Source organism: Metallosphaera yellowstonensis MK1 (genome assembly GCF_000243315.1).
In the GTDB taxonomy this organism is placed as follows: Archaea; Thermoproteota; Thermoprotei_A; order Sulfolobales; family Sulfolobaceae; genus Metallosphaera; species Metallosphaera yellowstonensis.
This window is the reverse complement of sequence record NZ_JH597768.1, coordinates 416282-437161: the sequence shown is the minus strand read 5'-3', so window position 1 is coordinate 437161 and position 20880 is coordinate 416282. Positions and strand designations below refer to the sequence as shown.

Below are 20880 nucleotides of genomic sequence, written 5' to 3'. Positions count from 1 at the left end.
ATGCAGTTCTCACACAAGATTTTTATGTTCACCGATCTAATCTCGATTCATGAGAACAACAGTTAGTGTTATAAAGGCTGATATAGGTAGCCTTGCAGGACATCACGTAGTTCATCCGGATACCATGGCAGCAGCGAACAGGGTTCTAGCTGAAGCTAAGAGACAATCGATAATCTTGGACTATTACATTACTAACGTAGGAGACGATCTTGAGTTAATAATGACTCACACTCGAGGTGAACTGGATCAGAAGGTTCACGAAGTGGCCTGGAATGCATTCAAAGAAGCAACTAATGTAGCTAAGGAGCTAGGACTTTATGCAGCAGGGCAGGACCTACTCTCCGATACCTTTTCTGGAAACCTTAAGGGTATGGGACCTGGAATGGCAGAACTAGAGTTAGAAGAGAGGCCTTCAGAGCCAATAGCGATTTTCATGGCGGATAAGACTGAACCTGGAGCCTTTAACTTACCTCTTTATAAGATGTTTGCGGATCCGTTCAACACACCAGGATTAGTGATAGATCCAACAATGAACGAGGGTTTCAAGTTTGAGGTGTTGGATGTATACGAAGGAAAGGCAGTAGAACTTAGTTGTCCAGAAGAAATTTATACACTCTTAGCGTTGATAGGAACTCCTGCTAGATACGTGGTCAGAAAGGTTAGGAGGAAAAAAGACAACATGTTAGGATCAGTAACTTCCATAGAGAGATTAAACCTCATTGCAGGTAAATACGTGGGAAAAGACGATCCAGTACTGGTGGTTAGACTGCAACACGGCTTCCCCGCACTGGGAGAGGCACTGGAGGCCTTCTCATTCCCATATTTGGTACCAGGTTGGATGAGGGGAAGTCATTATGGCCCGCTCATGCCGGTATCCCAAAGAGACGCCAGAGCAACTAGGTTTGATGGTCCTCCGCGGCTCATAGGTCTAGGTTTCAACGTGAAGAATGGGAAACTCACAGGGCCGTCAGACTTATTCGATGATCCAGCATTTGATGAAGTCAGGAGAACGGCTTCAGTAATAACTGATTATATGAGAAGACATGGTCCCTTCATGCCTCACAGATTAGAGCCAACGGAGATGGAGTATACAACATTACCTACTATAGTAGAGAAACTTAAGGATAGGTTCAAGAAAGAAGAGGATGTAACTAAGGCCAAGAGGAGCATATACGTTGGAAAGGGGGAAGAAACTGACTAAAAAGAGGCAAAGGGGCGTAAAAACCCCTGAGGCTCGGGGGAGTCCACTCCCTCAGGGAGTGGAGAGGGTCAGTAATTTTTAATTCCGGGTAATCATAGAAATGAGGGAGGTAGTGATGGGAAACATATATACAAGGGACATAAAGAGGATCGGACAGCAGATCTACGAGCTTTACAAGGATCAGATAACTTTGGATTACGCAAAGAACAAGGAACTAGTGAAACAGGTACTCGACGCTTATTCCAAAAAAGTAAGAAATAGAGTAGCAGGGTATGTTACCAGGAGGGCAAAGCAGGCGAAGAGAGCGTCTGAAGTGGTGGTAGAGCAGGAGCCAGTAGATGAATGATATGGTAAAGGTAATACTTAGAGGTCCCCTCTCTAACGTTTTTGGAAAAGAGGAAATAAAGGTAGATGCCGATAATTTATTGACATTGTTATATAAGTTAGACAGAGGATCAGTCATAATATCGAATTCTAAAATTAGGTCTGGTTATATTATCCTCGTCAACGGAGTGGACTTCAGGCTTTTAGGTGACCTGTCGGTAAAGGACACCGACGTCATAGAGATACTACCAGTGAATCACGGTGGTTGATCTTGCTGAGAGTTTTGAAGATAGAGGGCTCGATAAACGAAAAGGACTTAATAGGCTTTGATGGTAATTGTGTCACTCAGATCCTGGGAGAGCTTCCCAGCGAGGCCCTATTAAGGCAGGCCTGTTTCTTCTTTTTCCGCTATCTTGAAAAAAGAAAAATAAGAAACCCTTCACTCTTTTTCTTGACTTTGTTGGCAGCCACGGACCAGATAGATGAGGCATTAAGCAAGTACGGACAGAAGAGGAGATATATCATAAAGTGCTGCAAAGATTCATGGGAGTTCCCTCCAACGCTCATTAAGAATTGGGAGGAGAGGATAGCTCTTTCTACCAACGCAATAATTTCGATAGAGTGAGTGGCATTTCTCAACCATCCGATGTAGATGAATTCCAAAGCATATCCATTATTACTCATCATTCTAGGCACTCTTCTACTCATCTACAATTTTGTAGATTTTTCCATTAATTACATAATGATAATAACACCTGGTATCATTGTTCTTGTTATTTTTATTTTTTCTCAACTTATACGTAAAAATAAAATATTAGGAAATATAATGCTCCAGAACAATACGTATGAAACGAATGTAGATGAGCAAAAAACATTTGGAATAATAGCTAAAATTAGTGGGAAAATAGAACTTGATAAGAATCAGGTTAATTTTCAAAAGGAACTCGAGGCCTTAATGGAGACGTTAAGTAGAAGGGAATCAGGATTTGAATATTACGTTTTAACGTCACTGTCAAAGAAGAGATCGAGTTCCGTCCTCCTCATCCAGGCCACATGTGAATCTTGTAAGGACAAAATAATAGAAGAATTTAGGAACGTGCAAGACATAGCGAGAGCCGTATCCCCTCACATCTCCTTGGAAGTTGTTAGACCCTCCAACAAAATCGTTCCGGTACCCAGGACATGGGGGGATCTATCTTACGCCAAGGTATTTCAAAAAATTATTGATACCCCCTCCAACGAACACGTCATTTATGATTACGATATCGAGATCGGCTCCATGAGGACTGACGCTGGAGAGATAAGAGTGGGAATAAGATTACAGGATCTCACTAGACACATAGGCATATTCGGGACAACAGGTAGTGGAAAGTCCACTACTGCTCTTTCACTTATTAAAAAACTTTTAGAAAAGAATATAAAGATTCTAGTAATAGATTGGCACGGAGAGTATAAAGAGAAGATCAATACTCTTAATGTGTTTAGCGAGGAAAATCCCCTGATCATCAATCCAATAGCTCTAGGCGAAATAGAGGACACTGTAGAGATCCTGGGAGACGTTCTTCACCTGAGCGATCCACAGAGATTTCTGCTTCACACAACTCTCTCTCGTATGAAAAAGATAAATAAGTTTGATAATAAGACGTTTTTCTCGATTTTGAAATCAATAGAAGAGAGTTCAAACTGGATAAGAGAGGTAAAATATGGCTTATTAAGAAAGATATATCTTTTATTTACAAGGCAAGCGAGGATAATCTTTGGTGAAAAAGCGAACTTTCGGATAGAAACAATACTTAATTCTATTATAGATCTTAGTTTTATCAAAAATGTTCGATTAAGAAGAATATATGGCTTATTCGTTATAAAACTTGTTACTGATTATTATATGTCTAATAAACCTAACGATCCTCTACTTGTGATCGTGGAGGAAGCTCATAACTTCTTCTTCAAGGAGAATCTCTTTCTAGATAAACTACTGAGTGAGATCAGGAAATATGGTGTGGCTCTTTGTGTAATATCTCAGTCTCCCTCTTCAATAACAGACGAGGTTCTCAAAAATACTAACATAAAGATCGTCCATAGCATAAAATCAGACTTGGACAAGAGGATAATTGCAGATTCGCTCTCTCTGTCCCACTGGCAATTTGACATACTGGACAAATTAGAAACAGGAGAGGCAATCTTGTCCGCACCTAACATTAAAACTCCTATAGTTGTTAAAATACAAAACTAGATTAATGAAAAAATTATTAGTCTTCTTCTGACGAAGACTTTTCGGATTTAGATTCCTTACCTTTGTCTCCGGTTGACTTCTTCCCAGCCGCGACCAAATCGTCTATTCTAAGTATTAACGTGGTAGCCTCAGTCGCTGCCTTGATGGCATTCATCTTCACAACTGCCGGTTCAATTACACCTTTTTGCCAGTTATCGGTGGGCTGTCCAGTAACTAGATCTACGCCGAACCATTTGTTTGCCTCGTTCTCGTGTAACGACCTAAGCTTCATCAATTGGTCTATGGGATCGAATCCTGCGTTCTCCACGAGGATCATCACTAGACTCTCAAGGGCGTTAGCGTAAGCCTCTATGGCCAGTTGCTCCTTTCCTCCAACTTGGGGAGCCTTCTTCCTTAATCTCTTAGCTATCTCTATCTCGACTGCACCTCCTCCTGCGACTGCTCTTCCATCCCTTATCACGTCAGCTACGGTACCTAGAGCATCTCTCAACGCTCTTTCAGTCTCATCAACTACTCTCTCTAATCCACCCCTTATCAATATGCTGATAGCCTTTGGGTTCTTAGCTCCCTCGACGAACACCATCTTGTCTTCTCCTATCTTTCTCTCCTCAACAAGGGAAGCATGGCCCAAGTCTTGCTCGCTAATCTCCTCTATATTGGAGACTACTCTTCCTCCTGTGGCCCTTGCAAGCTTCTCCAGATCACTCTTTTTGGCTCTCCTCACTGCCAGAATGCCTTTCTTTGCCAGGTATGACTGAGCTACTTCATCTATACCCTTTTGACATATTATTACGTTAGCTCCAGTTTTAGCTATCATGTCCACTTTTTCCTTTATTATGTTCTCCTCCTCTAGAAGGAATTTCTCCATTTGTGTTGGGTCATTTATTCTTATCTCTGCATCCAACTCAGGCTTTTCAACCTCAAGCGGAGCATCTATAAGTGCAATCTTAGCGTTCTCCACTCTCTTAGGCATTCCTGGATGTACCACTTCTTTGTCAACAATTATACCGTAGACAAGTTGTGTGTCATTTATACCACCACCGGCTTTCTTAACTATCTGAACATTGTCAAGATCTACGTACCATTTGTTACCTCTCAGCTCTGCTACCTGGGATACAGCTTTCACTACAATGTCGGAGAGATACTCCCTAGATCCAGCTACAGCCTTACTGCTTAGCGAAGTTATTGCGACTTTCCTTAACAAATCCACATCGTTTATAGTTACAGGCTGCGAAATTTCTTGGATAGTCTGAAGCGCCACCTCTTCCGCCTTCTTGTATCCACTAATGATTATAGTGGGATGGACTTCTTTGTACAAAAGATCCTCAGCCTTCTTAACCAATTCTCCGGAGAGGATGACTGCTGTCTTAGTTCCATCTGCTGTTTCTTCGTCCTGTCCTTTAGCTATCTGCACTAAGAGTTTAGCAGCAGGATGCTGTAGATCCATCTTGTCCAAGAGAGTTGCGCCGTCATTAGTAATCGTTATGTCGCCAAGGCTGTCTACTAACATTTTGTCCATACCGCGAGGCCCGTAAGTGGTTTTCAAAGCCTCCTCTACTGCCTTTACCGCGGCAATATTGGCTCTCAGGGCCTCCTTCCCGAAGGCTCTACTGGAGCCTTCCTTCAATATTATTACAGGTATGCCTTCTGGTGTTGTTGCAACAGTAGCTTGTGAAGCCATTACGATCACCTTTCCGGGATCCTTTAGAAGTGGTTATATAAAAATCTTTCTGATACTCCCCGAGCGCCTGGTTACATATTGTTAGATGGGCGCTAAGGTTATAGATGGGGGTTCAAAGGAGCGGAAAACCTCGCCTCCCTGAGGCGGGGGGTGGATAGCCCCATTAGTATAAAAGGTTTTTGATCTCCGAAATTGGGTTATAATCGTTGGAGGGAGGAGAAGGGTTATGGTGTTACAGCAGTTATTAGATTTTGCCTTGACTTCAAGGCTACACCTAACGAGAAATCCCATAACTGCTGAGTAGACTTAACCCTTACGTAAACTCTCTTCAACCTAGGGAGGCCCACGGGGGACCTCTCCAGGAAGGAGTTCCTGTCCAAGAGAGGTCAAGCTCGCCGAGGCTCACGGGCGCTCGAAGGAGCTGAGGGACGTGAGGTTGGGCAAACACTTCCCCGAGAAGTACGACGTGGTCGTCATGGGGGACGTTCAAGTTAAGGAACTGGTGGGTAGGTCCTCAAGGAGGATGAGGCTCCGCGACGTCGCGTTCCACGAGCTCGAGACCGTCCTGAAGTACCAGGTGGAGAAGTACGGCAAGGAACTGGTCCTCGTCGAACCATCATGTACCTCCAAGGCCTGTGCCAGGTGCGGACACGTGAAGGACTAGACCTTAGCAGATCGCGTGTTCTGGGCGGTTGGGTAACAGACCGTGACTACAACGCTTCCCTGAACGTGCTCAAGAGATCAGGACTGGTGGCCTGTAGTGCCTGTGGTCCTCCGCCCTCCACCCGTGGCCAAACACTACGGGCAAGGTGGGGGAAGGGAGCAGGAAGCCCTCCTTTATGGCGGGGGTAGCTCACATTCGGATGTGATTACCCGTGGCGTAACTTCTCCTCACTCTTAGTCACTTCTAATTCCGCCACGGGCACCCTCCTAAGGGATCATGCACGGTCACCCTCAGATCATTGGGGTTAGTCGAGGGAAACTTCAATACCCTCCCATCCACTTTTATCACTCCCACCCCCGTGAGCAGTGCCCGTCATCAGTTGGGAGATCATCAATAAAAACTATTTGTAGTAGTTACGTAGAAGCGTTACAGTCTCCTCTGGAGGGTCTTCTGCCTCCAAGTCTCCCAGTAAGATAAAACGGTGGCTTAGATCCAGAAAATTAAATTTAAGAAGTAAGAAATTCCTCGCTTATTTTGCCGTTCTTATCAATGATTAGGAGGTCTATTCCGTCACCAGAAGTTACATCTCTCTCTACCGACGCCCTCAGTGACTTAAGGGCTAGCTCCCTGGCCTGAGTTAGATTCATCGAATCTTTATATTCAGCCTCTAAGACCCCTATGGCAACCCTAGCACCAGACCCAACTGCAGCGTATATATCATCCAGGAGTGAACCTAAGGGATCTAAGACGAACAGCTGAGGAGTTCCGTCATCTATACCGGCAAAAAGTACCTCTGAGATAAAGGGCATGTATTTGTACTGATAAAGAATTATTGAGAGTAGTTTAGCAGCAGCTCTAGCTGATATCGGCCTACCATTATAAAGCTCATAATATCTTATGTTGGCATTCATTATCCTAGTTAATGCCTGAAGGTCCCCGAATAGTCCTGCACCTCCTATACCGAACCTAGATATAGTGAAAACTTTCCGGGCCGATTTGCTAAGCACGTAACCGCCGTAACTTAATCTCCTAACCGCACCTAGAATTACGCCATCTTGTACTTTAATACCAATAGCTGTTGAAGGTAATTCCTCCATACATATCCCTGGGTTACAAACAGTTCAAGGGTTATAATATTTGTCTTAAGGGGTTCGGCCTTCATCGAATTTTTCTAAGATTTCTATTTAAGCCTAAACTCTTGGACCTGGCTTTGGCCGTGAGATGATGACCGCTTCAGTGAAGGATCTGACTTACTCCTTGCCCTGGAAGGTCGAGGGTTCCCTGAGGCCTAAAGGGTTATATACCCCTTTGCGGGTGCTGCTCGGTTGTGATCCAGGATGAAGGATAAGGGTCACTTGATCGTGGAGACGACGAGTTCGTAGAAGGGGCAAAGTTCGTCTTGTTCTTTATTATTGGCATCCGTTCCAACTTTCAAGCCTGCTCACTAATTCCTTAACATTTAGTTCTAACTGCTTCTTACATTGAAGCTCTCTCACCGTGACCTTGCCAGATTCTTTTTCCCTACGACCGATGATAATTAAATGTGTGAATCCTTGCTCTGCATGAAGTGGAACAAGCTTAGATAACGGGATTTCTTTAACATTTAAGACGGTAGTTATTCCAGCCTCCCTTAAGATTGAAACTATTCTAAGTCCATAATCCATGGCGGCTTCCTCTAAGAGGACTGCCCCAACTATAACTTTAGGCTTGCTAGGCTTCATCTCACCTATGGCCAACAATGTCCTCTCCACCCCTATAGCAAAACCCACAGACGGAACTTTAGGCCCTCCGTAAATTTCAACTAAAGTATCATATCTCCCTCCACCTGCTATGCTAAAGGGTAATCCAGGCACAGTCACCTCGAAGATTGACCCCGTGTAATACGCTAATCCTCTAACGAAAGACAGGTCGACCTTCGTCCTTAGACCTAAGGATCCTACTAAATTCTGTAGTCTCACCAACCTCTGAATCTCGTCGGTAAGACCCCTTATCCCAATTTTTTCAGCATTATTTATTATTTCATTCAAATTTTCTGATTTATTAGATAATAATGATCGGATAAATTCAATCAGATCATTAGATTTTAAACTATTTTCCAAAATCTTTATCGTTTCGTCAATCTTTCCCTTATCCATTAGATGTAAAATATGCTCTTGAGAGTTGTCGTCTATTGACGATTGTTCAAAAATTCTTCTATATATTCCTATATTATTTATTTTAATAACTATTTTATCTTTCATTCCTAATCTCGAATAGAATCTGCTGAGGATTTCGAATTGTTCAAAGTCCGATAATATAGAATCCGATCCAATCATTTCTACTCCAGCCTGTCTAAACTCCCTATACCTACCCAATTGAGGCTCATCGTATCTGTAGACCCTTCCCACATAGTATAGCCTAACAGGCCTTGGATAGTGCTGTAATGAATTCATGAAAAGCCTAACTATGCTAGGGGTTATTTCTGGTCTTAATGCGAGTTCCCTATCCGCCTTATCCTTGAATACGTACATTGTTTGCCTAAGTTCCTCTCCTCCCTTTATAGAGAACAGATTAAACTCTTCTACTACTGGTGTTATCGCCTCCATATACCCAGCTTTCTCCACTTCGGCCCTGAACGTATTTTCTACAAATCTTATTTGTTGAGCTTTTTCGCCGAAGTAGTCCTCCATTCCCCTGACAGGCTCATAAGAGATCATGGACTCACTTGAGGAGGTTAATCTCTTCAAGACTATAATATGTTACGTCGCCATACTTATCTACTATGGCTAGAACAACGTTAACCCCCAAGGATTTAGACAGGTCAAGCAATTTTATGAGCCTAACTAGGTTGATAGGCCTAGTCTCAGAGGCTATCATGACAAATGTAGTGGGCTTATCGCTCCTGTCAACAACGGATACAACATTAGGTATATTAGAATTAGCTAGTCTCTTACCCCTCATACGTAAATCGAGATACACTACTAATTTGTTCCAGCCGTTTTCTTCGTTCGTAGCTAGTTCCGTTAACCTGTCAGTTATTTCATCTATCCTTCCGTCGATAATCTTGCTGACTATATCGTCGTAATGACCTTCTTTCACTGAGGTAAGGTTGATGAGGTAATGACTTAAATCAGTTTCGATCATCTCTGGGCCTGTACTTGCTGGAGAAAGTAGGAGACTATATGCTGGCGAGATTTCATATTCACTCATGGACTTAAGATGTGATTCATGCGGCTCAACTAACCTAGTATGGGATAACAAGTCGGGCACCGTTATATGTGGAGATTGTGGACTAGTATTAGAGAGAATCTATTTTAATCAGAAACATTATTACGAATCTGATCAAATCCTAGTAAATTATCCCCAAGTTTTGGAGGTTAGTAGTGTAAAGAGGGATTCCGAGAGAAAATTCAACAGTCTTCTTAAAAAATCAAGAAATATAAGAAATATAAAACAATTAAGAATTTATGTTGAACCAAAAGAAGAAGGACTTAGCGTAGGTCACATCATATCTAAGGAGAGTTTAGAGGCATTGGAACTATTACGTCTGGACGGAAAGATGTTAAAGACCTATACCTATATGGAGAAAGAAGGTTGGTTCAGTGGTTTGAGACTCAAAACCAGGGTGGCACTCACGGCATTCTTGGTGTTTCGCTCAAATAGAAGGAAACTCAATATTATACTAAAAATTCTAGGAATAGATGAAAAATATCTAAGAAAATTACTTAAAAGAGTACCTAAGCACGTGAGAACCTCGGCTACAATGTAGCACCTACTGTACTCCTAAGGCCAGAAATTGTATAAAATGTATAAAATATTATTAATACAATCTTTCTAGTAGATGATAAACGAATATAAAACACAGCAGTTATTAGATTTTGCCTCGACTTCAAGGCGACACCTAACGAGAAATCCCATAACTGCTGTAAAACATTTGCCTGTGAAGTATACCTTTGCCCCATCGAAGCCCGAATCCCCTGGTTAACTCTCAAAGATGAGGAGCGGGAGCCAATATCTCCCCCCACAACACCGGGGGGAGGGGGGCGAAACGGATTGGGTATACCTAGAAGGGGTGTAACCGTTTGTCCCTACGCTCTCATTTCACTCATCTTATGTTCAATCATGATGGAGTGTAGGGACTTAGCCCTCAACCACCTACCAAGCTTAACGGTAGGTGGGTCACGGGACTCCTTAGAGCCCAACGGCACGGGGCTCACATCCCAGATCACTCCCACCCCTTTGGGCTTAGCCCACATTGAGTGAGAGGCCATCCTTTATCAACAAAAATTTATTATAAACAAATATAATAAAGATTTCTATCAACGTGAAAAAGGATTCAGCCCTGAGGCCTCCAGCAACGCTCTTTTAGGGCTCAGGGATCACACGTTTGAGGCGCAGAAGTAGACGTGATCCATCACTTTCAATTGGGTTATCTTTGTGAAACTCTCCTGTGACGATATCCTCAACACCGGGCCAAAGAACGAAATCAGCGTGATGAAACTGTCCTTCCTCTTCTCTGTCACCACGTAACCGTGGGCACAGAAGTCATCAGGAGAGTACTCCGGTGGCTGTTGAGATATTATGGTTCTTACCTTACCTCCTTCCTTAAAGATGTTGATGGACGACACGACGTCGAGATTCATGGTTATTTCCCCGCACTTTATCTTGACTACCAAGAGATCTCGAAGTTCTCCCTTCTCTATTCTCTCCACTGTACATTCTTGAGAAAAATTGTAAGTGACGGACATCAAGGGAATCACTCCACTATTTAAATTCCCCTATTTTAACTTTATGTGGGTCAGACATCATGAGCGCGACAAGGCGGATCCAAGCCGACTTAAATGCGCTTTTGGACAAGAGCGTTATAGTCAGGTTGACTAACGGCAAGCAATATATAGGTCAGCTCTCCTCTTTCGAAATCTCTCCTTTCTTAGTATCGCTCTCGAGCGCAAAGGACAATGAGAATAACTCGTTCCATAAAGTGATTCTTAATGGATCTGTGATATCTGAAATAATACTCAAGGCTGCGCCAATCTTTGACGCAAGAGAGTTCGCCGAAATTCTACAAAGGAACCTCAGTTTAAGGCCAGGTGATATAAAGTTGTATGATGACGTTGGGGTTATAACTGTGATGGAGAAAATAAGGGTCACAGAGAGCGGAGTCGAAGGAACAGGGCCTATGGCACAGAGGATATATGATCTCTATAATGATTATATTTCTAAAAGAAAGAAAGGAGACAACAAATGATAGGGGACTTTGAGATAAAAGAAGAGGACCTAGCAGGAAGGATAGGTATCATAGAGACTAGGCACGGTAAGATAGAAACGCCTGTTTTTTTCCCAGTAATAAATCCGTTAAAGACGGAGATAGGCGTTAATGATTTAGTAAATCTTGGTTTTAAAAACTTTATTACTAATTCCTTTATTTTAAAGAAAAATTCTCTGGCTGACGGCGATATCCATCAGAAGTTTGGAGATGATCTAATTATTATGACCGATTCCGGCGCTTATCAAATCCTAGAGTATGGGGATATCAATGAAACGAATAGGGCAATAGTGGAATACCAGGCTAAAATCAGGCCTGACATCGCTGTTTTCTTGGACGTTCCAACCGGGAATAAGGACAGTTGGGACGAGGCTAAGAAAACAGTGGAAATCACCTTAGAACGAGGGAGAGAGATAATTGATATAGTGAGGAACAACCAAGACATTATCTGGGTTCACCCTATACAAGGAGGAACGTTTCTCGACTTGGTTGAGCTTTCAGCTAAAGAGACTGCTAAAGCAAACGATTACGGAATGTATGCCTTGGGGAGCCCAACAGTCCTGATGGAGAAATATAGGTACAGTGAATTGATAGAAATGATTCATGTAGCCAAATCCAATGTGAGTAGAGGGAAACCATTTCACCTGTTCGGTGGTGGAACCCCTCAAGTAATGCCCTTTGCTGTAGCCTTAGGAGTCGACTCCTTCGACTCTGCGTCATACATTATTTTCGCTAGGGACGAGCGATATTTAACTAGAGAGAGAACATATAGACTTGAAGAACTGGATTACTTTCCGTGCTCCTGCCCAGTTTGTTCCAAATATTCACCACAGGAGTTACGGGAGCTCTCCAAGGAAGACAGGGAGAAGCTGCTCGCCTTCCATAACTTATGGAAAATCAGGGAGGAGATAAACGCAACCAAGCAAGCCATAAAGGAAGGTAGGTTATTCGAATATCTTCAGCAGAAGGCGTTCTCTCATCCATCAGTGTACTCTGCCTTCAGGAGCTTGCTAACACTATCAGATTACCTTGAGAAATATGATCCTCGAGTCAAGGGTGAGGTTAAGGGCCTCTTCCTTTTCGACTCGAGTTCTTTGGCTAGACCAGAACTGGTTAGACATGTAAACTATGTGTCTAAGTTGAGTTCGAGGAGAAACGAAGCCATAATAATATGTGGAGATAGGCTAAAGAGCCCTTTCTTTACTGATAGTAAAGTCAAATCCATCTATTCTAAGTACTCTAAAAACGCCGATATCTACGTTGCAATTCCCTTTTACGGTCTCATACCAGTTCTAAGTAGCGAGAGTTTCCCCATGGCTCAGTTCGAGGCTCCAGCCCACATTCACGGAGAGTTGATCGAGGAGACTTTAACTCTAATCAAAAAAATGTTAGACAACAAAAAATACTCGAAAGTAAGTTTTATAGAATGTGAGAGTTCCGTACTATCACATATAGTGTCTATCTACCCCTCCTCTTGACATCTCTTTTTGGATTAATTCCAATTGCCTCTGTAGTTCTTGCTCTATTTTCTTGGCATCTTCATATAGTTCCTCGACACCTATCTTAAATCCAGTTATTGAATTAATAGCCTCGACCGCGGACGCTGCGGCTGCTGGGTCAAGTCTCTCCCTATCTGCATAGGGTAAGATTACCGTGGCAGGAACGTCTTCTATCTCCGCGTACACTGTGAATAGCGCCAAGGGGCCTACCATAATTAGCTGTTTATTGAGTAATGGATAATTTAGTTCTATCCCGCTTTTGCTTGTTTTTAGCCATCTGACGTTTTCTTGAACGTCCTTGTATCTTTTGTCGAGCCCACCAACTAGTATTGCCTCTTCTATCTGGTGTCTCTTCAGCCATCTAATCATGCCATGCGAGAATTGGCTCCACTCCTTCTGGAAGGGTAATAGGTGATTAAGTAGTACTAGAACGTGAAATTCGTCATCATAGAACAGTTCAAATGGAGTAGCAACGCCATAATCGTCCAGAAAAGTTACGTCCCTCAAGAATTTCGTTATGACAAAGCCCACTCTTCTCATTTTCCTTTTCATGATGATATGTCTTACGGCTAAGTAACCGACTTCACCTATTGTTCTGAAACCTGTGATAAATTTAGCGTCCTTTATTTCACTCTCATTGATATCCTTCAATATTACCTTCATGTTTTAGACCTCTCTCTAACAGTTAGGGCTACACCCTTTTTATATTCCGTTACTTCCTCTCCCGACAACCTCATCTTTCCCACAGCTATAAGTTCATCCTTGGTTGTGACCACTATGGCCTCATCCCCAGCTCTTAGGCTCGTATCTGCTTCCATAACATGTTTGGCGAACACATTTCCCTGTTTCTTTAGTATGTCCTTCACTTCTTCTTTTATTATTACTCGAAGTCTTGGGACGGGCACACATTCCCTTATCTTTTCCCCAGCCTTTAAAGTAAGGGAGAAAAGGTTATCCTGAGCTCTAAGGACTAAGAACAGTGAATTGTCTGAGAGTAGAACATTCCTTATCCTCCAAGTGTTTACGGAACGTTGTATCTTGAATGTAAGTCCACTCTTAAATAAACAGGATGCTATCTCACTGCCGAATTGAAATTCTGCTATAGCATGGATGTAATCAATGTAGGGTGTAGCGTCCTCTGGCTGAGTGACGTGTTGCTTGAACCTTATCATGCATACTTCTCCCCTCTATCTATGACTTCCTTACTAATTTTTTTGGCCTTCAGTCTCTCCAGAGCTTCCCTAAAGTGGGTCATCCTTATTGTTCCCTCATTATTCCTGATAGCCACATAGCCAGCCTCAGTACACAGGTTCTTCAAATCCGCTCCGCTGAATCCTTCAGTTATCATAGCCAATTCGTTAATATTGACGTCTTCGCTGGTCTTCATCTTGGAGATGTAGATTTTTAGGATCTGCTTTCTCCCTTCCAAGTTAGGCAGGGGAATCTCAATGAGTCTGTCAAATCTCCCAGGCCTCAGTAAGGCAGGATCCAGGATATCAATCCTGTTGGTTGCAGCTATAATCTTGACGTTGTTCAACGGCTGAAAGCCGTCAATTTCAGCCAAGAGCTGCATCAGGGTCCTCTGAACCTCTCTCTCACCACTCGTCCCTAAATCCACCCTTTTAGCACCAATCGCGTCTATCTCATCGATAAATATTATCGAGGGGGCCTTCTTCCTGGCAAGTTCAAACACGTCTCTTACAACTCTAGCCCCCTCCCCCACAAACTTCTGTGCGAACTCGGACGCCACAACGTGAATAAACGCAGCGTTGCTCTCTGCTGCCACTGCTTTAGCTAGCATAGTCTTACCAGTGCCAGGAGGTCCGTACAGAAGCACGCCCTTTGGCGGTACTATTCCAAGTTCCTTAAAGAGTTCTGGTTTCTTCAGTGGAAACTCGACGACTTCCCTCAATTCTTGAATTTGCTGATCTAACCCACCAATATCCTGATACCTCACGTCAGGGCGTTCTATAACCTCCATGGATCTTACCAAAGGATCGTCCCTGTCTCTCAATACCTCTACTATGGAGGATCCCCTTTGGTTCAGTGCCACATACTTGCCAACTTTAATGGAGTCCATCCTCACATTATCTGAAACATTGACTATCAGATTAGGCCCAGAGGAACTCTTAACTACTACCCTTCCATCCTCAAGTATGTCCAAGACCACCGCCTCTATTAGTGGAGGGCTTAAGAGTTTTTCCATTTCTGATTTATAATAATTCAGTTCCTTCCTCAAAGTCTCGGTTTCTATTTGCATGGCTCTTATCTTCTCCTCGAGGAGCCTTATGATGTGCTCATCATTAACAGAAGTCTCTCTGGGTAAGTCTAATTCATCAGACAAGCTAGATCCAATATAGTGATTGATTAAGATAGACTAAAAATGTTTATCGCTATCTATTATTTATGGTTCCCGTGAAGAGAGAAGAAGAGAGATACTGTGAAATGTGCGGACAGAGGATAGTAGGCCCTTATTACTCAGTAAAGATCGAGGGAAGTCACATGGTACTCTGTAGGTCGTGTTATGAGCGTGTGAAAAGATATGCTGAGTCTGCACCCAGTACGGCCCCAGTTCGTAGATCATCCGTCGCTAAACCCCAACAGACAAAGACCATAAGGACGAGTGAAGAGTGGGAGATAGACGAAAATTATGCCTTAAAGGTTAGAGAGGCCAGGGAGAGACTTAAAATGAGCACAAGGGAGTTGGCTAATAAGATGAGGACTCAGGAAAACGTAATAAAAAGAATAGAACAAGGCAAACTAAAACCCACACTGGATCAAGCAAGGGATCTCGAGAAAATACTCGGCATCAAACTCTTAGTAAAGGTTGAGGCAGATAAGGTCGAATCTTTTAAACCCGAAGACTTTACCCTCACATTAGGAGATATAATCAACATAAGAGAGGGGAGGAAGTGAGAGCGGTCCTCTTCGCGTCAGAAGATTACCTTGACGAGGCAATGTCCCTAGCGGAGAGTGCAGGTTACGACGTGATCGATATTTACAAATTACCACGTAAACCTAATCCGTCTTTCTACATCTCGAAAGACAAAGTGGATAAGTTGATAGAAAGAGATAATGTGGAGGGGGTCATAATATTTGATACCCTCGCGCCCAGACATTTCATAAACCTCAATAAACTACTTTTCAAAAAGAAAATAGTAGATAAAGTATTACTTCTCTTGGAAATATTTGCCCTCCATGCAGGATCTAAGGAGGCAAAACTGCAGATAGAACTAGCAAGGTTGAAGCACGAGCTTCCGATTATTAAGGACGCATATAGTAGAGCTAAGAAGAGCGAACAGCAGGGTCCTCTGGGAGCAGGCGTTTATGGTGTCGAGTCCCAGATAAGGCTCTTCTCTAGAAAGATAAACAGGATCACCAAGGAGCTAGAACACGTGAAGAAATTTAGGGAGGCTCAGGTGGTGAGGACTAGGGAGGAAGGGCTACCATACGTAGCCATCAGTGGTTACACCAACGCAGGGAAAACATCTATTTTCAACGCGCTAACCAATCTAAGGCAAGCGACAGACTCCTCAATGTTCACCACCACTTCCCCCAAGAGGTACTTGATCACGCATAATAAGAAGAGGGTGATGCTAGTGGACACCGTAGGATTCATAAGAGGTATTCCACCTCAGATAATAGAGGCGTTCTTCGTTACATTGTCTGAAATAAAGTATGCCTCAGCCCTTCTAATGGTATTCGACATCTCCCTAGAGGAGTCAATGATAGTGGAGATGATCAGGTCGTCGTTCGCTATTCTGAGGGAGCTGGGTATTTCTGGCAAACCCCTACTAGTCGTAGCCAACAAAGTTGATTTATTGGAGGGAAGTTACGAAGAGAAACTAAAATTAATAAGAGGATTGGCAGAAGAGTATTATAATCCTGTGATCGATTCGATCCTAGTCTCTGCAAAGACTTTATTCAATATAAATACGTTGAGGGATAAAATATTCTCTCTGGTCTAAGGAACATATTCGTACTGAGGCTCGGACACAGACCTCATAGGGATAAGAGGGTAACCACTCACGTGGCCCTGGTAGCTAGAGCCTTTGGAGCGCGAGGTGTATTTATAGACGGATACGATGAATCCCTGGTAAATAAAGTCAGAAAGACTGTGGAGTACTGGGGAGGGAGCTACTTTGAGGTGAGGTTGGTTAGCGATCCAAAGGGACTCGTGAGACAGTGGAGAGAGAACGGTGGAAAGGTCATCCATTTAACCATGTATGGGATCAACCTCCCCGAGGTAGAGAACAGAATAAGAGAAATTGACAACCTTCTCATAGTGGTGGGGTCAGAGAAGGTGGAAGGGTGGTATTATACTAATGCCGATTTCAACGTAGCGGTATCGAATCAGCCTCACTCAGAAGTCGCGGCCCTTGCCATCCTACTAGACAGGCTATATAAGGGAGATGAGCTAAATATAGTATTTAGGGATGCCAAGATCAGGATCATCCCTCAAGAAAGAGGTAAGAAGGTGATCAGAACAGATGAACAATGATGTAGATGGTCTCTTAAAGGAAATAGCGAGGGAACTATTAGGAGAGGACGTGATAGAAGTTTTGTCCTTCCTTCTAGAGAGCAAGACTGAAATGACCGATGAGAGTATGGCTAGCAAGCTAAATATAAAGGTCAATGAGGTTAGGAAGAAACTTTACGCCTTAGCCGAGCACGGTTTAGTTAGCTACAGGAGAACTAGGGATAAAGACACAGGATGGTATGTATATTATTGGAAGGCCAACTCTGATCAAATAAACGATATTCTCCTTGCCAGGAAAAGGGAGATCCTTAACAAGCTAAAGAGTAGGTTAGAGTACGAATCGAACAACGAGTTTTACATTTGTCCAGAGGACAAGAACAAGTATACATTTGAGGAGGCATTCGAGAACGAGTTTAAGTGTCCTAAATGCGGAGTTCAATTAACATATTATGATTCAGGTAAAATTAAGGAACTTTTAGAGAAAAAAATTAAGGAAATAGAGGAAGAAATATCAAGGGAGACAAGGGTTGGGAGCTCCGAAGGTAGTTGATCTGTTCTCTGGTGCTGGGGGCTTTGGGAGAGGATTTGCGGATTCAGGGTTCGACGTTAAGTTAGCGATAGAGTTGGATCACTCAGCTGCGAGGACATATTCTCTGAACTTTCCTAAAACTTTAGTTTTGGAGGAGGACGTCAGGGACGTAACGGGGAAGGAAATCGTTAAGCTCATAGGGAGTGAGCCAGACGTCGTGATAGGTAGCCCACCCTGTGAGCCTTTCACCGCAGCTAATCCCTTAAGACTAAATAACCCTTTGGACAGGTTATATGAAGACGAGAAGGGCTCCTTAACTCTTGAGTTCATAAGGTTAATCGCAGAACTTAGGCCTAAGATCTTCGTTATGGAAAACGTACCCTCAATAGTGGAGACTAGAGAGTTAAGAGAGGCCTTAATCCACGAGTTCAGAAAGGAAGGCTTTGAACCTATATTCAATTTTCTCTTAGCTGAAGAATTTGGAAATCCGTCAAGACGGGCCAGAGTGTTTATCTCGAATATAAGACTTAATTTAAAGCCCTTAGGTACGAAAGTAACTGTTATGGAGGCTATAGAGGATCTCGAGGATAGATATCTTCCTAATCATGAGGTGTGGGAAGTTAATGAAAGGAAGTTGCTGAAATTAGCTAAAGTAGAGATAGGTGATTATTTAACCATGTTCAGGGGTCATGGGAAGGCAATTCCACTTCACGTACGCTTAGATCCCTATGACGTGGCCCCCACAGTATTAGGAAACGCTAGGTTCATACATCCCTTTCATTCTAGGTATCTTACTGTTAGGGAGCAGGCTAGGCTTATGTCATACCCAGACGATCATGTCTTTGTTGGGAGCAAAGACGAGCAGTATAATCAGGTAGGGGAAGCCGTCCCAGTAGTCTTATCAAGAGCTATAGCTTCGTATATAATGGTGCAACTATTTGATGATAGTTGGAATACATAACGTCACTAGTTCCCAAAGACTTATCGATTTCGCCAAGCTGATTTTTGGACTTAACTTTAGTCATCTAGTTGTCACTAAGGTAGGAGGTACAGCTGCTCAGGCGGGAGTTCCGGAGGTTGGGAGGCTCGCGTTAAAGCAGGGAAAGTCGTTGATAGTATTGCCAGACCTGAAGGACGCCATTACTCTACTTTCTCCCAACGCCGTCTATCTGTTCTCTCCCTTTGCCGAGAAGGAGATAGGAGACCCAAGTTTCAGTGATAGGGATCTCCTAGTCTTCCCTGGAGTGGAAAATGGTTTCTCCAAGTTGGAGCAGTCCCTAGGGGAGCACGTGACATATAGGGGACTTAGGAACGATCTGGGTCCTGTAGCGTATGCCAGTGCGGTGTTATATTGTACTTCAGTTATTGGAAGGAAATAGTTTTTTAATGGTCTGAGGACAAAGGGATTAAGGGGCCCGTCGTCTAGCCTGGTTAGGACGTTGGCCTTACAAGCCAAAGGTCCTGGGTTCAAATCCCAGCGGGCCCATCCCTTCTCAAGCTTCTACGAACCTAACGTTAAATACAGGTTAGCAAGCTTTGAGATATGGAGTACCTGGTAAAGGACATTTCGTTAGCAGAGCAGGGAAAGAATCAATTAGAGTGGGCGGAAATGCATATGCCTACTCTAATGAGAATAAGGGCTGAACTAGAGGAGAAGAAACCCCTTAGAGGCATCACCGTGGCAGCCGTCCTTCACGTCACTAAGGAGACCGGCGTTCTAGTCAGGACTCTCAAGAGGGCTGGTGCGGATGTGTTCTTGGCTGCTAGCAATCCTCTCTCAACCCAGGATGATGTGGCTGCTGCGTTAGCTAAGTACGACGAGATAAATGTTTTTGCGTGGAGAGGAGAGACTGAGGCAGAGTATTATTCAAACATGGAAAAAATAATTAAACATTCACCACAAATAGTCATGGATGATGGGGGCGATCTTCACGCTTTACTCCATGATAAGAATCTCACTGACACTGTAATAGGTGGGACTGAGGAAACTACGACAGGAGTGGTCAGGTTAAAAGCCATGGAGGAGCAAGGAGTACTTAAGTATCCTGTAATTGCAGTTAACAATGCTTACACTAAATATCTTTTCGATAATAGGTTCGGAACAGGTCAGAGTGCCATTGACGGAATTTTGAGGGCTACAAATGTACTTTTAGCTGGTAAGATATGTGTAGTGGTTGGGTATGGTTGGGTAGGGAGAGGCATAGCCTCAAGGCTAAGGGGAGCTGGAGCCAGGGTGATAGTAGTAGAGGCCAACGCTCTCAGAGCTCTAGAGGCAGTAATGGAAGGTTATGAAGTATTACCCATGAGGAAGGCTGCAGAGATGGGGGACATTTTCATTACTGCAACAGGTAACATAAATGTGATCTCTAAGGAACACATATTAAAAATGAAGAACGGTGCAATTTTAGCTAACGCAGGGCACTTTAACGTCGAAATAGACGTAGAGGGCCTTAAGCAGGTATCTAGATCAAGGAGAGTTATAAGGCCATACACAGAAGAGTACGAATTGATCAATGGGAAGAAGGTATATCTTCTAGCCGAGGGAAGGCTCGTGAACTTAGCTGCAGCAGAAGGTCATCCTAGTGAGGTTATGGATCTTAGTTTCTCAAATCAGGCTTTATCAGTGGTCTATATAGTTCAAAACAGAGGTCAGATGACTCCTAAGGTCTTTGATGTTCCGAGAGAGATAGATGAGAGAGTTGCAGAGCTTAAGTTAGAGTCCATGGGAATAGAGAAGGAGGAGCTGACTCAACAACAGAGGGAATATATGAGGCAATGGCGTTATGGTACCTAACCGAGTAAGTCTTAAAAGTAAAGACTTTCCATTAAACCCTGAGGGCCCGTAGCTCAGCTAGGTAGAGCGCCCGGCTCATAACCGGGTGGTCGAGGGTTCAAATCCCTCCGGGCCCAAACCCCGTCTGAAGATGGGGATTTCATAAAGGCCTCAAGGGACTCTTGACTTCACCGTTTGAACCTTCAGCCTGCCCTAAGAAGGAGGGAGAGTTTTCGCTCCATTATATTGAC

The 20880-nt window shown here is 43.3% G+C and carries 26 protein-coding genes, 2 tRNA genes and 1 pseudogene; 18 read left to right on the top strand and 11 right to left on the bottom strand.

Annotation, left to right across the window (positions count from 1 at the left end; genetic code table 11):
* The first annotated feature begins 49 nt into the window (after window positions 1-49).
* The 5 genes from fbp (at window position 50) to cedD (ending at window position 3758) form a co-directional block, all read left to right on the top strand.
* Window positions 50-1201, top strand: coding sequence for a fructose-1,6-bisphosphate aldolase/phosphatase (fbp, locus tag METMK1DRAFT_RS09950; protein ID WP_009073605.1), 1152 nt, complete (start codon window positions 50-52; stop codon window positions 1199-1201).
* Between the two features lie 115 nt (window positions 1202-1316).
* Entirely contained in the window at window positions 1317-1547 is a 231-nt protein-coding gene (locus METMK1DRAFT_RS09945) for a 30S ribosomal protein S17e (RefSeq protein WP_048087939.1), read from the top strand.
* On the top strand, window positions 1540-1794 hold the full coding sequence (gene urm1, locus METMK1DRAFT_RS09940; RefSeq protein ID WP_009073602.1) for a Urm1-like protein: 255 nt from the start codon (window positions 1540-1542) through the stop codon (window positions 1792-1794). The genes METMK1DRAFT_RS09945 and urm1 overlap by 8 nt, the downstream gene beginning before the upstream one ends.
* Window positions 1795-1796: 2 nt before the next feature.
* A complete protein-coding gene (locus tag METMK1DRAFT_RS09935; RefSeq protein ID WP_009073600.1) occupies window positions 1797-2150 on the top strand; it encodes a hypothetical protein in 354 nt (117 codons plus the stop codon).
* 27 nt (window positions 2151-2177) lie between these two features.
* Window positions 2178-3758, top strand: coding sequence for a DNA-translocating ATPase CedD (gene cedD / locus METMK1DRAFT_RS09930; RefSeq protein ID WP_009073598.1), 1581 nt, complete (start codon window positions 2178-2180; stop codon window positions 3756-3758).
* Window positions 3759-3774: 16 nt separating this feature from the next.
* Here cedD and thsB read toward each other — a convergent pair whose 3' ends face one another.
* Both thsB and METMK1DRAFT_RS20120 read right to left on the bottom strand, forming a co-directional pair.
* Entirely contained in the window at window positions 3775-5439 is a 1665-nt protein-coding gene (thsB, locus tag METMK1DRAFT_RS09925) for a thermosome subunit beta (RefSeq protein ID WP_009073596.1), read from the bottom strand.
* A gap of 224 nt (window positions 5440-5663) precedes the next feature.
* Window positions 5664-5819: a hypothetical protein gene (locus METMK1DRAFT_RS20120; RefSeq protein WP_155812397.1), complete on the bottom strand. Its 156-nt coding sequence runs from the start codon at window positions 5817-5819 to the stop codon at window positions 5664-5666.
* Window positions 5820-5869: 50 nt separating this feature from the next.
* On the opposite strand from METMK1DRAFT_RS20120, the gene METMK1DRAFT_RS20115 reads away from it, so the two are divergent.
* Entirely contained in the window at window positions 5870-6103 is a 234-nt protein-coding gene (locus tag METMK1DRAFT_RS20115; protein ID WP_052300216.1) for an IS200/IS605 family accessory protein TnpB-related protein, read from the top strand.
* 205 nt (window positions 6104-6308) lie between these two features.
* On the opposite strand, the pseudogene METMK1DRAFT_RS19170 reads toward METMK1DRAFT_RS20115, so the two are convergent.
* The 4 genes and pseudogenes from METMK1DRAFT_RS19170 to METMK1DRAFT_RS09905 all read right to left on the bottom strand — a co-directional run bounded on the left by METMK1DRAFT_RS19170 (window position 6309) and on the right by METMK1DRAFT_RS09905 (window position 9181).
* Window positions 6309-6498: pseudogene (locus tag METMK1DRAFT_RS19170) on the bottom strand (hypothetical protein).
* A gap of 111 nt (window positions 6499-6609) precedes the next feature.
* The gene (gene psmB, locus METMK1DRAFT_RS09915; RefSeq protein ID WP_009073591.1) at window positions 6610-7200 is read right to left on the bottom strand and encodes an archaeal proteasome endopeptidase complex subunit beta; all 591 of its coding nucleotides are present in this window, start codon (window positions 7198-7200) and stop codon (window positions 6610-6612) included.
* A gap of 312 nt (window positions 7201-7512) precedes the next feature.
* Window positions 7513-8799, bottom strand: coding sequence for a histidine--tRNA ligase (gene hisS / locus METMK1DRAFT_RS09910; protein ID WP_009073588.1), 1287 nt, complete (start codon window positions 8797-8799; stop codon window positions 7513-7515).
* A 4-nt stretch (window positions 8800-8803) separates the two neighbouring features.
* Entirely contained in the window at window positions 8804-9181 is a 378-nt protein-coding gene (locus METMK1DRAFT_RS09905; protein WP_172634130.1) for a ribonuclease BN, read from the bottom strand.
* Window positions 9182-9290: 109 nt separating this feature from the next.
* Between METMK1DRAFT_RS09905 and METMK1DRAFT_RS09900 the strand changes: the two genes are divergently transcribed.
* The gene (locus tag METMK1DRAFT_RS09900) at window positions 9291-9851 is read left to right on the top strand and encodes a TFIIB-type zinc ribbon-containing protein (protein ID WP_009073582.1); all 561 of its coding nucleotides are present in this window, start codon (window positions 9291-9293) and stop codon (window positions 9849-9851) included.
* Window positions 9852-10170: 319 nt separating this feature from the next.
* On the opposite strand, the gene METMK1DRAFT_RS09895 is transcribed toward METMK1DRAFT_RS09900, so the two are convergent.
* Window positions 10171-10353 (bottom strand): hypothetical protein, encoded by a 183-nt coding sequence (locus METMK1DRAFT_RS09895; protein WP_009073580.1) that lies wholly within the window; start codon window positions 10351-10353, stop codon window positions 10171-10173.
* Window positions 10354-10461: 108 nt separating this feature from the next.
* Entirely contained in the window at window positions 10462-10830 is a 369-nt protein-coding gene (locus METMK1DRAFT_RS09890; protein ID WP_009073578.1) for a DNA-directed RNA polymerase subunit G, read from the bottom strand.
* Between the two features lie 59 nt (window positions 10831-10889).
* Between METMK1DRAFT_RS09890 and METMK1DRAFT_RS09885 the strand changes: the two genes are divergently transcribed.
* Together METMK1DRAFT_RS09885 and tgtA are read left to right on the top strand one after the other, a co-directional pair.
* Entirely contained in the window at window positions 10890-11330 is a 441-nt protein-coding gene (locus METMK1DRAFT_RS09885) for an Lsm family RNA-binding protein (RefSeq protein WP_009073575.1), read from the top strand.
* On the top strand, window positions 11327-12826 hold the full coding sequence (gene tgtA / locus METMK1DRAFT_RS09880) for a tRNA guanosine(15) transglycosylase TgtA (protein ID WP_009073574.1): 1500 nt from the start codon (window positions 11327-11329) through the stop codon (window positions 12824-12826). The genes METMK1DRAFT_RS09885 and tgtA overlap by 4 nt, the downstream gene beginning before the upstream one ends.
* On the opposite strand, the gene METMK1DRAFT_RS09875 is transcribed toward tgtA, so the two are convergent.
* From METMK1DRAFT_RS09875 to METMK1DRAFT_RS09865, 3 genes are read right to left on the bottom strand one after another with little or no spacing between them, the layout of a single operon-like run.
* Window positions 12794-13510, bottom strand: a complete 717-nt coding sequence (locus METMK1DRAFT_RS09875; RefSeq protein ID WP_009073572.1) for a proteasome assembly chaperone family protein — start codon at window positions 13508-13510, stop codon at window positions 12794-12796. The genes tgtA and METMK1DRAFT_RS09875 overlap by 33 nt on opposite strands.
* The gene (locus METMK1DRAFT_RS09870; RefSeq protein ID WP_009073570.1) at window positions 13507-14019 is read right to left on the bottom strand and encodes a PUA domain-containing protein; all 513 of its coding nucleotides are present in this window, start codon (window positions 14017-14019) and stop codon (window positions 13507-13509) included. The genes METMK1DRAFT_RS09875 and METMK1DRAFT_RS09870 overlap by 4 nt, the downstream gene beginning before the upstream one ends.
* Window positions 14016-15191 (bottom strand): proteasome-activating nucleotidase, encoded by a 1176-nt coding sequence (locus METMK1DRAFT_RS09865; protein ID WP_009073568.1) that lies wholly within the window; start codon window positions 15189-15191, stop codon window positions 14016-14018. Before METMK1DRAFT_RS09865 ends, METMK1DRAFT_RS09870 begins: the two co-directional genes overlap by 4 nt.
* Window positions 15192-15253: 62 nt before the next feature.
* Here METMK1DRAFT_RS09865 and METMK1DRAFT_RS09860 point away from each other — a divergent pair, with 62 nt between their 5' ends.
* The 9 genes from METMK1DRAFT_RS09860 (at window position 15254) to METMK1DRAFT_RS09820 (ending at window position 20766) form a co-directional block, all read left to right on the top strand.
* Window positions 15254-15763 (top strand): multiprotein bridging factor aMBF1, encoded by a 510-nt coding sequence (locus METMK1DRAFT_RS09860; protein ID WP_009073565.1) that lies wholly within the window; start codon window positions 15254-15256, stop codon window positions 15761-15763.
* Window positions 15760-16815, top strand: coding sequence for a GTPase HflX (gene hflX, locus METMK1DRAFT_RS09855; protein WP_009073564.1), 1056 nt, complete (start codon window positions 15760-15762; stop codon window positions 16813-16815). Before METMK1DRAFT_RS09860 ends, hflX begins: the two co-directional genes overlap by 4 nt.
* 14 nt (window positions 16816-16829) lie before the next feature.
* Window positions 16830-17348 carry a tRNA methyltransferase gene (locus tag METMK1DRAFT_RS09850; protein ID WP_172634136.1) on the top strand — a complete coding sequence of 173 codons (519 nt, stop codon included), beginning with the start codon at window positions 16830-16832 and terminating at the stop codon, window positions 17346-17348.
* Entirely contained in the window at window positions 17338-17877 is a 540-nt protein-coding gene (tfe, locus tag METMK1DRAFT_RS09845; protein WP_009073560.1) for a transcription factor E, read from the top strand. The genes METMK1DRAFT_RS09850 and tfe overlap by 11 nt, the downstream gene beginning before the upstream one ends.
* A complete protein-coding gene (locus METMK1DRAFT_RS09840) occupies window positions 17855-18817 on the top strand; it encodes a DNA cytosine methyltransferase (protein ID WP_009073558.1) in 963 nt (320 codons plus the stop codon). Before tfe ends, METMK1DRAFT_RS09840 begins: the two co-directional genes overlap by 23 nt.
* Complete coding sequence (locus tag METMK1DRAFT_RS09835) at window positions 18798-19235, top strand: RecB-family nuclease (RefSeq protein ID WP_009073556.1); 438 nt, start codon at window positions 18798-18800, stop codon at window positions 19233-19235. The genes METMK1DRAFT_RS09840 and METMK1DRAFT_RS09835 overlap by 20 nt, the downstream gene beginning before the upstream one ends.
* A 32-nt stretch (window positions 19236-19267) precedes the next feature.
* Window positions 19268-19342 (top strand) — tRNA-Val (locus METMK1DRAFT_RS09830).
* Window positions 19343-19399: 57 nt separating this feature from the next.
* Window positions 19400-20650: an adenosylhomocysteinase gene (ahcY, locus tag METMK1DRAFT_RS09825; RefSeq protein WP_009073554.1), complete on the top strand. Its 1251-nt coding sequence runs from the start codon at window positions 19400-19402 to the stop codon at window positions 20648-20650.
* Between the two features lie 42 nt (window positions 20651-20692).
* Window positions 20693-20766: transfer RNA gene (locus METMK1DRAFT_RS09820), tRNA-Ile, on the top strand.
* Window positions 20767-20880 lie beyond the last annotated feature (114 nt).